The organism is Kordia zhangzhouensis (assembly GCF_001005305.1).
Classification (GTDB): Bacteria; Bacteroidota; Bacteroidia; order Flavobacteriales; family Flavobacteriaceae; genus Kordia; species Kordia zhangzhouensis.
In genome coordinates this window covers 1-11993 of sequence record NZ_LBMH01000001.1, presented here as the reverse complement: position 1 = coordinate 11993, position 11993 = coordinate 1, and the positions used below count along the sequence as shown (strand labels likewise).

General features: G+C 31.9%; 15 protein-coding genes. 4 read left to right on the top strand and 11 right to left on the bottom strand.

Annotation, left to right across the window (positions count from 1 at the left end):
• Positions 1-76: 76 nt before the first annotated feature.
• The 5 genes from AA088_RS00070 to AA088_RS00050 form a co-directional block, all read right to left on the bottom strand.
• On the bottom strand, positions 77-640 hold the full coding sequence (locus AA088_RS00070) for a nucleoside monophosphate kinase (RefSeq protein WP_046742914.1): 564 nt from the start codon (positions 638-640) through the stop codon (positions 77-79).
• Positions 641-789: 149 nt separating this feature from the next.
• On the bottom strand, positions 790-1323 hold the full coding sequence (locus AA088_RS00065; RefSeq protein WP_046742913.1) for a hypothetical protein: 534 nt from the start codon (positions 1321-1323) through the stop codon (positions 790-792).
• A 115-nt stretch (positions 1324-1438) separates the two neighbouring features.
• A complete protein-coding gene (locus AA088_RS00060; protein ID WP_046742912.1) occupies positions 1439-1828 on the bottom strand; it encodes a hypothetical protein in 390 nt (129 codons plus the stop codon).
• Positions 1829-1978: 150 nt separating this feature from the next.
• The gene (locus tag AA088_RS00055; protein WP_052752722.1) at positions 1979-2305 is read right to left on the bottom strand and encodes a hypothetical protein; all 327 of its coding nucleotides are present in this window, start codon (positions 2303-2305) and stop codon (positions 1979-1981) included.
• Positions 2302-2592: a hypothetical protein gene (locus AA088_RS00050; RefSeq protein WP_046742911.1), complete on the bottom strand. Its 291-nt coding sequence runs from the start codon at positions 2590-2592 to the stop codon at positions 2302-2304. Before AA088_RS00050 ends, AA088_RS00055 begins: the two co-directional genes overlap by 4 nt.
• Positions 2593-3023: 431 nt before the next feature.
• Between AA088_RS00050 and AA088_RS00045 the strand changes: the two genes are divergently transcribed.
• Together AA088_RS00045 and AA088_RS00040 are read left to right on the top strand one after the other, a co-directional pair.
• Positions 3024-3953 (top strand): PD40 domain-containing protein, encoded by a 930-nt coding sequence (locus AA088_RS00045; protein ID WP_206539834.1) that lies wholly within the window; start codon positions 3024-3026, stop codon positions 3951-3953.
• A gap of 52 nt (positions 3954-4005) precedes the next feature.
• Entirely contained in the window at positions 4006-5502 is a 1497-nt protein-coding gene (locus AA088_RS00040) for a serine hydrolase domain-containing protein (protein WP_046742910.1), read from the top strand.
• Between the two features lie 115 nt (positions 5503-5617).
• Here AA088_RS00040 and AA088_RS00035 read toward each other — a convergent pair whose 3' ends face one another.
• The gene (locus tag AA088_RS00035) at positions 5618-6076 is read right to left on the bottom strand and encodes a ferritin-like domain-containing protein (protein WP_046742909.1); all 459 of its coding nucleotides are present in this window, start codon (positions 6074-6076) and stop codon (positions 5618-5620) included.
• Positions 6077-6105: 29 nt separating this feature from the next.
• Positions 6106-6555 carry a hemerythrin domain-containing protein gene (locus AA088_RS00030; RefSeq protein ID WP_046742908.1) on the bottom strand — a complete coding sequence of 150 codons (450 nt, stop codon included), beginning with the start codon at positions 6553-6555 and terminating at the stop codon, positions 6106-6108.
• Positions 6556-6995: 440 nt separating this feature from the next.
• Between AA088_RS00030 and AA088_RS00025 the strand changes: the two genes are divergently transcribed.
• Positions 6996-8258 (top strand): putative DNA modification/repair radical SAM protein, encoded by a 1263-nt coding sequence (locus tag AA088_RS00025; protein WP_046742907.1) that lies wholly within the window; start codon positions 6996-6998, stop codon positions 8256-8258.
• A complete protein-coding gene (locus tag AA088_RS00020; RefSeq protein ID WP_046742906.1) occupies positions 8258-9028 on the top strand; it encodes a TIGR03915 family putative DNA repair protein in 771 nt (256 codons plus the stop codon). The genes AA088_RS00025 and AA088_RS00020 overlap by 1 nt, the downstream gene beginning before the upstream one ends.
• A gap of 9 nt (positions 9029-9037) precedes the next feature.
• Here AA088_RS00020 and AA088_RS18095 read toward each other — a convergent pair whose 3' ends face one another.
• From AA088_RS18095 to AA088_RS00005, 4 genes are all read right to left on the bottom strand, one after another.
• On the bottom strand, positions 9038-9205 hold the full coding sequence (locus AA088_RS18095; RefSeq protein ID WP_156168316.1) for a hypothetical protein: 168 nt from the start codon (positions 9203-9205) through the stop codon (positions 9038-9040).
• 86 nt (positions 9206-9291) lie between these two features.
• Entirely contained in the window at positions 9292-10173 is an 882-nt protein-coding gene (locus AA088_RS00015; RefSeq protein WP_046742905.1) for a DUF6268 family outer membrane beta-barrel protein, read from the bottom strand.
• A gap of 337 nt (positions 10174-10510) precedes the next feature.
• The gene (locus AA088_RS00010) at positions 10511-10984 is read right to left on the bottom strand and encodes a hypothetical protein (RefSeq protein WP_046742904.1); all 474 of its coding nucleotides are present in this window, start codon (positions 10982-10984) and stop codon (positions 10511-10513) included.
• 119 nt (positions 10985-11103) lie between these two features.
• A complete protein-coding gene (locus AA088_RS00005; RefSeq protein WP_046742903.1) occupies positions 11104-11733 on the bottom strand; it encodes an SOS response-associated peptidase family protein in 630 nt (209 codons plus the stop codon).
• Between the last annotated feature and the right edge of the window lie 260 nt (positions 11734-11993).

The window sequence follows — 11993 nt, the reverse complement described above, 5'->3', positions numbered from 1 at the left end:
TTTCGGTTTTAAATTTTGCACTGACGTTAGCAATTCCGAGTGGATTCGGACGTAGTCGAATCCGCCGTAATTGCGGTTATATTTTGTTGTACACTGCCTTTATTTTATTTGTCATTTGTTCACTCGTCCAGTTCACTGGATAATCAAAACCAATTTTTGAAATAATTTTTGGGTTATTAATTAATTTTTCCAATTCTTTGTTTTGATTTATAGTTTGTTTAAACTTTTCAATTATTTGCTCAGAGGCGTCTTGATGTATTCGTTCCGAAATTAATTTATCAACATTCTGTAACTCAAAAAGCCATAGTTTATTTATTTCAATTTTATTTTCTTGAAGCAATTTGTTTAAGGCTACAAACTGTTCTTTTGTTCTAGGGTAACCAGAGATTAAAATATCACTTGTTAATCCTTTTATTTTTTCTTCGATTAATTTAGTAATCAATTCGGTTGGAACTAATTTTCCGTTATCTAAATGTTTTTTAATATCAATAGCTAATTCAGATTCAGATTCATTCCTCAACTTATTTGTAAATAATTCTCTTATTGAAACTAGAGTTAAATCATATAGTTCCACTAGAGTTTTTTCAATATCTGTTTGAGATGAAAAAGTTGTTGACGATATTAATTGACAGTGTTTCATTCAGGTTGTGTACAACGGTCTAGTATAACCGTCAGTTACGGGTTAATATGCGTTAATTTTCGGTTTGGCACAGACGTTAGCAATTCCGGGTGGATTCGGACGTAGTCGAATCCGCCGTAATTGCGGTTATACATTGTTGTGTAGCGTTTTTATTTATAAGGTTCACACCATTCATTCAACATTGATTTTTTATAGGATTCGGGTGCTTCTTCACAGTTATTTTGGCTTCCAACTTCCTTTTCAATTATGGATTCATTTGTGGTTCCGTATGGAATTGTTGTTATAAATTCAGCATTAACTTTTTTCAAGTATTTATTTATTATAAGAGCGATTTTATTAAGTCTATGGTCAAAATAATTACCTACAAAAACTTTTTTTGAAATTCCATTTCGGGTAATAATAAATTTCAGATTTGTTCCGTCATCAACGCAGTGATTTAACCAAACTTCGTCTCCTTTTTTCTTCAGAATATCTTGAAATAATAAATTCAAACTATCCAAGTCATTTTTACTTATTAAAGTGTCTTCCTTAACTGGTTTAAGTAATAAGTTCTCAAAATGAAGTGAGTCTTTTTTTATCCGCACTAGAGAAGTCGATTCACAATGGTATAGTTTGAATTCAATGGTTTGAGCCTTCAAATTCCAAATTAATAGAGTTAATGATATTGTTAATATGTATTTCATTTTCTTAATGCTACACAACGGTTTGGCTATGATTTCGTTGCATGAAAATCCGCTAGGATTTTCCGAAAGGAAAGTCAGAAGCAATGGACTATAGTCGGTGTTGTAAAACGCTTTTTTAATTCCATTCCACGTTTAGTTTTTCCAATTCCGCATTTAATTCAGTGAGTGATTTCGGTTCAATTATTTGCGTGTTGATTGTCAATTCGTTTTTGTCCGTTTTTAGGATATAATCTCCCGCAAACTTTTTAATCCGTTTTATTTCAGTCAGATTTATTTTTTTTCCGAATGGTCCGTTAACATTTATAATTCCGTTTTCAATGGTCAAATATTTGTATTTTTTTTGGTAGAAGTAAAGTCCTAAATACATTATCGAAATGACAATCCATCCATAGTCAGTCCAATTCGGTTCTTCTTTTTCAAAAACTCCGACAAAGAACCAAATTAACCAAACGAGTCCTAAAATTAAATTCACATTTAGGTGTTTCTTTTTGTATCCTATTTTCATTTCTTAAATGTTTTACAACGGTCTCGGCTATGAGTAGTTGCATGGTTTTGCGTTAAACTTAGCAAGTACACACCAAACTGAAAATTCGCAAGGATTTTCAGAAGTAGGCCAGAACAAGCAATTACTTATAGCCATTGTTGCCATTAGTTTTTACTCAGTTAATATTTCAATTATTTCCGCTTCTCCGATTTTATTCGGTCCTTCGTGAATCCACCAAATTCTTCCCTTTTCAATCAAATCTGCAATATTCTGGTGTTTTAGAAATCGGACTTTTACATTCTCTGTTTCACTTGGTAAAATCAATTCCTTTTCAAACTCAACTTGTCCAATATAAGTTGTCACAAAATCAGACGAGTTTTCTTTGTATTCAAAAACGTGATTCGGTCTGTAATTAGTTTTGATTCCTGTTTTCCGTCCACCTTGTTCAGTCGGATACAGAGTTAGTTTAGCCTTTATGTCGATTGTGCCCGAAATCATTGAATTCTTTCAGCAAGTTTTAAGTTCCACCATTCGATTATTTCAGAAGCCATTTCATCAGCTCCAAACTCATCGCGATAAAGTCCGTAGGTTACAGATAACTCACTTTCCAGAACACGAGTTATCTTTTCCAAGTCAGCACCTTTGTATAAATTGCTCAAAATTTGATGATTTAGTCCATCAAATTCGTCTTTTGGTGCTCCAGGAATTAATTCCCAAGAGTTAAGTATTTTTCTTAATTCTCTGAAATTTTCTTGAAACTCTTTTTTGATTTGTTCTCTGTTCATTCAAATTAATGGCAACGTATGTATAACAGGAATTCCTGTTATTTCTTGTATAACTAAACCTTTTTTTCTATTATAAATTTAGTTATTTTAAAGCTACACTATTTTCATTCAAAGTCAAAGTCTTCAGTAAGTTTTTATACTTTTAACTTCGGGTGGCATGAAATTGTATTAATTTCAAAGGCTTTATTGAAGGCATTAGGAATTCAGCGAATTAAAATTTCTCTTGAAACGAATCTTTTATCGCGCATGTAGTTTTCTTACTAATATGTTATCAGGTTTTCTTTTTAGATAAATAAAGATTCTTTTAAAATAAATGATACATAGTAAGCTGCTATATATTTGCGTTATCCTTTATAAATAGAAATGAAATTTTTTGTGCTAGAGAAGAAACATCGAAAGTTCATGTTCTAAATTAAAAGTTGTAAATCAATATGAAACAAAGTAATAAAGTAATATCTCTTATGGTTAGGGGTAGTGTTGTCCTTTTAGGAATAGTGTCAATTGTGTTTTTCAATGCTTGTAATTCAAAAACACATAACACAAATACAATTGAATTAGTGACAAATCAGAGTATATATCTCGGAGAAAACCCACCCAATCTCATACCCAAAGCTTTTGCACCCGATATTGTTTCTACCCAAAATTATGAGTACGGTGGTATTTTTACACCAAATTTAAAAGAGTTTTATTTCATTAGAGATGGAGGTAAGTTTAAAGAAGCAGTATTGGTTGTTTTAAAAAATAAAAATGGCAAATGGATAGAATCAGTTGTATCAGATTGGATAGGTCAACCAGTAATTTCTCCTGATGGTATGAAAATGCATTTAGGGAAAAGGTATATGGAGCGTACAGAAAACGGATGGTCAGAAGTTAAAGAGTTAGGACCTCCATTTGATGAAATACCTATCATGCGACTCTCATCTTCCGCCAACGGCACGTATTATTTTGATACATATGTAGAGGACATTCCAGATTTTCCTTTACGATACTCAAGATTAATTAATGAAGGGCATGAAAAACCTCAAGAATTAGGAAAAACTATCAATACAGGAATTAAAAATTTTAATCATCCTTTTATTGCTCCAGACGAATCGTACTTGATTTGGGATGCTGTAAAAGAAGAAGGATATGGAAGTTCGGATCTTTACATTAGCTTTAAACAGGAAAACGGATCTTGGGGAGAAGCAATAAACTTAGGGGATAAAATAAATACGGAAGCATGGGAAGCATCAGCAGCTATAACGCCAGACGGTAAATATCTGTTCTTTTCTAGAAATATGGGATCAAAGAATTATGAGAACGTAGATATTTTTTGGGTAAGTACGCAGGTCATTGAAAATTTAAAAAATATACAGGAATAAACTTCTATACCGTTTTTTCAAAAAAAGTAAATACAATCAAAATAAATAAAGTATGAGAATACAGCTATTATTATTTATAACTGTAATATTGCTTAATCCCTTTGTAGGAAAAGCACAAGAACTTAGAAGTGATGAATCCCTCAAATCACGCATAGATAATTTTATAACTGAGAGTGTTGAAAATGGTTACTCTGGAAGTGTGCTAGTAGCAAAAGAAGGACATGTAATTTTATCTAAAGGATATGGTTGGGCTGATAGAGCTAAAAAAATACCGAATAGTTCACAAACTGTATTCAATATCGGTTCAATCACTAAACAATTTACTGCTACTGCCATTTTAAAACTTTTGGATGAAAAAAGATTAAATCTTTCAGATACATTATCAAAATATTTTCCAAATGCTCCTCTAGATAAGCAAAGCATTACAATTCATCAACTTCTTACCCACACATCAGGGATTGCGCCTCAAACAGGAGGTTTTAGATATACAGAGGCTACTAAAGATGAATTTCTAAATGAGTTCTTCTCTTCAAAATTACTGTATAAGCCTGGAAATACACATACGTATGCCAATGCAAATTATATCCTGTTAGCAGCAATTATTGAAAAAGTAACTCAACAAGAATATGAGACGTTCTTAAGAGAAAATTTGTGGAAACCTTTGGAGATGAACCGTACAGGGTATAAAAGTATTCATTTCAATAGCGAACAACTCGCACATGGTTATTATTTTAATTATACACAAGGAGAGTGGAAAGATTGGGGAGTTACGCAAGAATATTTGCCATATACAGATAAACATTGGTATAGTATAGGAAAAGGAGATGTGTATGCTACGATTGAAGACTTATATAAATGGCATCTTGCTTTAGAGCAAAATGAGGTTTTAAAAAAAGCTACGAAGAGTTTAATGGAAATGCCGCATGTTCCAGAAAATGATGCCGAAAAATCATTTTACGGATATGGTTGGGCTATATTCAATTCTTCAAAAAACACTAAAATAGTCACTCACAATGGAAGTAATGGAATCTACTTTGCTGATTTTATAAGAGATGTGGAAAATGATTTGGTTGTAATTGTGTTATCCAACATTGTGTTGAATCAGCAATCAAAAAATATAGCTTGGGAAATAGCTTCAATGATTTATGATGAGAAGTATGAACCTATAAAAATTCCCAAAAACACATACGAATTGGTATTTGATTTTATTAGAAATAATACTCCTGCTTATGTTCAACAATTACCCGCATATATAAAACAAAGAACTGGTATGTCAATTACAGAAAAATCCATTCTCAATAGAATTGGGTTTCAGCAAGTATCTAAAAATAAAGATAAAGAGTGGGGCATTACGCTTCTTAAGTTGAACGTTCGTTTATTTCCTAATGATGGAAACCTATGGGATTCTTTGGGAGAAGGTTATTTTTTACTAAACGACAAAAACAATGCTAAAAAAAGTTTTGAAAAAGCCATTGAGTTACGCCCTGAAAGTGCATGTCATTGGTGCGAAAACTCAAAAAAACGATTGAAGCAAATATTAGAGGAATAACACTAATCTTATAACTGTGAATACTTATAAAATCCTACGCAAGATTTAGATAACTATAAAAAAATCGCCTGAAAAATATTCACAGGCGATTTAAAATCAGAAACTTAATTGTAAACTATCCTTGCAAGTCTTCCAAAACTTTTATGTTTTCCAACTCGTGTTTAATTACGGTTCGTTGTTTATCTAAAATTGTACGCATACTTCTTGGAATGTATGGTTCATTTTCACTTAACACTTCATTATATTCATCCAAAGCCGCTTTTTCTCCTGTAATTGACGCTTCTAACATTGCTTCATCATTATCTGAACGAATCCATGACTTTACATCCATCCATGCTCTATGTGCTGATCCTGTAAAGCTTCCTCCTTTATTGGGTTCTTGATTGATATCTCTTAACTCTGACTTAATCTCGTGACCAAAATAATTACGTTCTCGTGATCTACGTTCAAACAAACGTTTCAATCCGTCAGATTTAGCGTTTTCAGCTGCCTTTTTATATCCTTTTTCTGCATCATAATTCTTTTCTAATAGGTTATTTAGCTTTTTTCCTAGCTCTTCATTGTAATTGTACATAGTAATTTTTTTATTGTTAATAAATTATTTTAGTGAGCCACATTATTTCGTGCTTCATCCATAAAATCTACATATTTTGTGGCCAATCCTTCTTTCTCTTTTTCTGATAATACTTTACCAGCTAATTGAAAAAATGTGTGTTCTTCATCATCCAAATGATGCAACACTTTATGCTGTAGATCCTTTGCATATTTTAACCAAGCAGATGAGTCTTGTTCTGTATCTTCAAGTTTTTCTACGAGTTCATCAATTTCGTGATGCTCTGCAATTCCATGACGCGCATGATTTTGCATCATATCATCACTAATAAGAGGTTTGTAGAAATGACGCTCTTCAGCATCTTCATGAATTTTTAATTCGTGTTTCAACGCTTCAAAAACGTGTGTTCTTCTTTCGGTATCTCCAGAAGTTTTAATGAGTTCGTCAAGTAGTTTGCGTTGGATGTCGTGGTCTTTTCTAATAGCTTCAAAAATTTTCATAGCAATTTTTATTTTTTGATGGTGATAACTTCTACACTAATTGAAGCTATCTTAATTTGTTAAAGTTGTGTAATGCAATTTTTATAGTACAAATATACTTTCGACAATTGAGGGAGGTTGCCGTAAAAAAATGGAATATTAACTCAAAAACTAAATGAGCACCTGTTCTGTATTTTTTTTAACAACCTATATGTCATAGTTATACGATATGATATCCATAATATATGTGGTAACATTTTTTTGCAAAGACTTCAGGACGTGAGGAGCATCTTTAATTTTTTATACAGCAATAAAATTTTAAAAAAAGGCATAATATGCTTACAATCAGTTTAAAACATATAGCTGAATATTGTTGAATATGTTTTATTTTTAATCTGTAAAATGTTATATTTGTGATACTGTAGAATATACAATATACATCCTCAAAAAGAATACATTTCATGTCGTTTGAACGAATTAAAGAAAAGCTCAATATCCTGGCAGATGCCGCAAAATATGATGTTTCTTGTGCCTCTAGCGGAAGCAATCGAGCCAATACCAACAAAGGCTTGGGCGATGCAACAGGTATGGGAATATGTCACACATATACTGAAGATGGGCGTTGTGTATCACTGCTTAAAATTCTGTTAACTAATCATTGCATTTTTGATTGTGCGTATTGTGTAACTCGTAAAAGTAATGATATCAAACGAGCGGCTTTCAAAGTGCAGGAAGTAGTTGATTTGACTATCAATTTCTACCGAAGAAATTATATAGAAGGGTTGTTTTTGAGTTCTGGTATTTTCAAAAATGCAGATTATACGATGGAGCGTTTAGTCTTAGTGGCAAAAAAACTGCGTTTAGAAGAAAATTTCAATGGTTATATTCATTTAAAATCCATTCCAGGGGCTTCAGATGAATTAATGCGTGAAGCTGGTTTGTATGCTGATAGGTTAAGTGTAAACATTGAAATCCCTACGCGAGAAGGATTAAAAAAATTGGCACCTGATAAAAAGCGCGAAGATTTTATCAAACCAATGAAAAAGGTAAAAAATGAAATCATTCAATACAAGTCAGAAAAAAAGATTATAAGAAGCACTCCTAAATATGCACCTGCAGGTCAAAGTACACAAATGATTATTGGCGCAAGTGGAGAAAATGATTATCAAATCATGACTGCATCTCACTTTTTCTACAAAAAATTTAACTTAAAGCGTGTTTATTATTCGGGGTATGTTCCTATAAGTTATGATAGCCGCTTGCCGCAGATAGGAACAGAAGTGCCAATGCTACGTGAAAATAGATTGTATCAAACAGATTGGTTGATGCGCTTTTATGGGTTTCATGTACATGAAATTGTCAATGAAACACACCAACATTTAGAATTAGACATTGACCCAAAATTGGCATGGGCGCTGCGAAATATTCATGAGTTTCCTGTAGATGTAAACCGTGCTGATAAACGTATGCTAGCTAGAGTGCCAGGTTTGGGAATGACTTCTGTACATAAAATTTTACAGGCGAGAAAGTTTCGTCAACTCAATTGGGATCATTTAAAACGTATAGGAGTTGCATTAAATAGAGCACAGTATTTTTTGGTATGTAGTTCTGGTATTTTTGAGCGTCGTGATTTAGAGCCAGCAACGATTAAAGGATTAATTCTTCAAAATTCGGCTAGTAAATATAGGTTGGCAACAAGTAATCAACTTAATTTGTTTGGCTAATGCAGAAAGTTTTAATATATGATGAAACTTTTGAAGGCTTTTTAACGGCTGTTTTTAAAGTATATGAAGAAAAATTAAAGACAGTTCAGATTCAAAAGAATAGGAATGTTCAGTCTTCTTTTTTTGGAGAAAATGAAGAAATCATCTCAGACAAAGTAAAAGCTGAAAGAGTTTGGAGCGGACTACAAAAAAAGTTGACTCCACTTGGAAGAAATCAAATATACTATTCTTTTTTAAGTGAAATTTCTGGGATTGAAAACACAATGCTTGCTTACATTCAACAAGTATTTTCTTCTGTAGAATCCATAGAAAAAGATTATGCTAACCCGATTGTTCTTCAACTTTCAAAGATTATGAGAAGTGTAGGACGTGAAAAACATCGAATGGAAGCTTTTGTTCGTTTCAAATTAACCAAAGACGAGATTTATTTTGCAAACATAGAACCTGATTTTAATGTTTTACCTCTTATTGCGAAGCATTTTAAATCACGGTATGCAGATCAAAAATGGGTCATTTACGATATCAAGCGAAAATACGGATTGTATTATAATTTGAATCATGTAGAAATGATTGTGATGGATTTTCCCAATGAATTTGATTTTACAAAGACATCAAGCGACTTCTTTGACGAAGAGGAATTGGATTTTCATGAATTATGGCAAAATTATTTTAAGAGCACTACAATCGAATCTAGAAAAAATAGACTGCTTCACGTTCGTCACGTCCCGAAGCGATATTGGAAGTATTTAAGTGAAAAACAACCTTTATAACTGTATATATTAAAGCATGACGGCAGTTGCAGCTACAGCAACAATTAATAATAGTAAAACTGCAGCAACTAAGTAAAAAGCAGTTTTAGTTTTTTTATTATTCTGAAAAATATAATTGCGTTGATTATTTTGTGCACTGTCTTTAACAAATTCAAAATTTTCTTTTCCTTGTTTCATTGTATGTATAGTTGTAAGATTAATGTTTTATACAAAGATACATGGCAAGTAGCGACAGGTTTTGCTGTAAAAATTTAAATTTTAACTCATATCTTAAATTTGACTCCAGTTCTGAGATAAATTCGAGCTTCATTGTCTAAAGAGAATATAGCATCACGATTTTTGTTGCGAAGTTCGCTATTAACAGATAGTATATATGCTGTTCTAGCATAAAACTGTAAGTTTTTGGTAAAATAATATTCATACTGAAGTCCAGCAATAATCAAAGAAAGATTAATACTTCGTGCTGCTTCTCCGTCTACAAAGGGAACATCACGTTGCAAATTAGATGTAAAACCATCCAATTGTGCATACGCTTTTAAACGATGCTTTTCAGAAAAATGATATTGTAAGTTTGATTTAGGCACACCAATACTAAATGACCAATTTGGACGAAATTTTTTGTAATAACTCACTAAGGGTAACGGAAAATCAAAACCTGAATTTCCTGCATAAGAAACTCCAATAATAAGCTTAGTACGTTTGCCATTAAAAACATCTCCTTGTTTGATAAATAAAACGGTTCCCGATAGTACAACATCTTCCAAACTTACGGCGTTTGCAACCAAATTGGTGCTAAAACCGGGTTCGAAACGAATTCCTAAGCGCCAATTATTTTTTAAAGGAGTTGTGTATCCAAAGTTAAAATTTAGTAACTGAAAGTCATTAAGATCTCTCGTGTCAAATGGAAAACTCTTTTCTGACCGTAAATGTATATTGCTATAATCTAGACCGACAAACAAATAGGTGTCATTGTCTTTTAATTTAATAGGGTAATTAAATAAAGCACGAAATCTTGTATATTCTACATCCGATTTGGCCATGGGAATGATGGTATAATCAACACGAGCAAGATCACCTAACTGTGCATGTGTTGTTACAGAACAAATCAATAAAAGAAGAATGAATATACCGGATGTTTTTTGCATGAGTAGTGAGAACTTTGGATAAATAAAGATCAAAGCGATATCTTCAAAATATCGCTTTGATTTTGTTAAATTGAGCTCGTAATAAAGTTAAATTACGAAGTCAAATCTTCTATTTTGTATAGTAATTGTGTCTTAAGCAATCGCATCATTTTGACTTTTTCTCAAAATAATGGTCAGTAAATCGCTTTTAGCATTATTTGGATGCTGTTTTTGTATTCTTTTTGCGCATCGTAATTTTTTTCTAAAATGCTATTTAGCTTTTCACCAACTTCTTTTGTGTAGGTCTTCATGAGCAATTTTACAGGAGATTTGAATATATGCTAATCACTAAATGACCTTAGAATTGGTATCTAATTCCCAAAGCAATATCAAAATCAACATCATCACTATAATCATCATCAAACGACCATTCTGGACGTATATCTAAGGAGAGTAATAATGGAATGTTGAAATTATACTCAATACCTACATTTCCTGCAACTAAAGCAAAAGAACCATCGGCAACAGGTGTGTCAAAAGAACCAATTCCTGCACCAGCACCTAAGTACCAGTTAAAATTTCCATCTAATGGACGTACCCATTGATACAAACCTACAAGTTTAAAAGCTTCTACATTGTCATTGTCTCTAAAACCTAGATCAAATTCCAGTCGGTTATTATCTCCAATATATCTTTGATATGAGATTTCTCCTCCAAAACCGTCGTTGTCTCCAAGACGTAAACCAATAGCATTTTTAGAAATTTGCTGTGCGCTCATCGACGTTGCAAGCGCTAAAAAACCGAGGATTAAAAGTGTTTTAATTTTCTTCATTTGTTGAAATTTTAATGTTGTTTGTAAAAGTAAGGTACGCAACTTATTTGAATTAGCTCATATGAGTGAAGGATTAACTCAAATTAATTTTGCATATAGTCTTATAATTGAAACATCAATTAAGAAGTTATCTTTTGTACTTTGAATTTTGTTAAATACGGCTTCTCAATAATTCGTTCAATGTCTTCAATAGGTGTTTCCATATCTAACCACTTGTTCTTAAAAAGAGGTGGAATTTCTAAAGGCATATATTCATATAGATTTTTCTCAGAAGATAATAAATCATTTATTTCAGTATTAATAACAGTACATGTTTTAAAACCATCGTCTAAGACATTGTAGATTCCTGCTACAGAAAATGGAGTGAGCTTCTCTTTTTCAACCAAAAAAGTATGTACTTTATTATTAATAATATGATACATGTAAAATCCTGTAACTAATATTAAACACCGCCTTTTAGAAATAGCTTCTTTGTACAATACACTTTTATAGATGTCTTTTTTATCAGTATGTAATGTGATTTTCTTTTCTTGAAAACTTTCCCAGTCTCCTTCAAAATTTTGCGGTAAAATTCCCCAAATACCTTCTGAGATTACTGTAGGCTCATCTGTTGTGATGATAGAAACAGATTGTTCCTTTTTTCCATCTATTACCATACGTGGCTTATAAATATTAGGATATTTTAAAGGTATACTAAAAGTAAGTTCTAAGAGTGTTTTGCTGGCAGTATTTGATAGTTTGTAGTTCATATTTGTATCTACTTTTTGAGCTACATAGTAAGATTAATTTATTATTTCGATTCAAAAGTAAGTATCTGTACAAATCATAATTATCTCAAAAGCAATTCATATTAACGCATTTGCAATACATTATATATAATAAGGTGTAAAAACAACATAGGTTGGAAATTATATAACAAGTTGAAAAAATCTTGTAACGTGTAAGCTATTAATTATCAAGACCTTTGTAACATACAAAAACCAAATAATATTAACCATTAAAAAATATA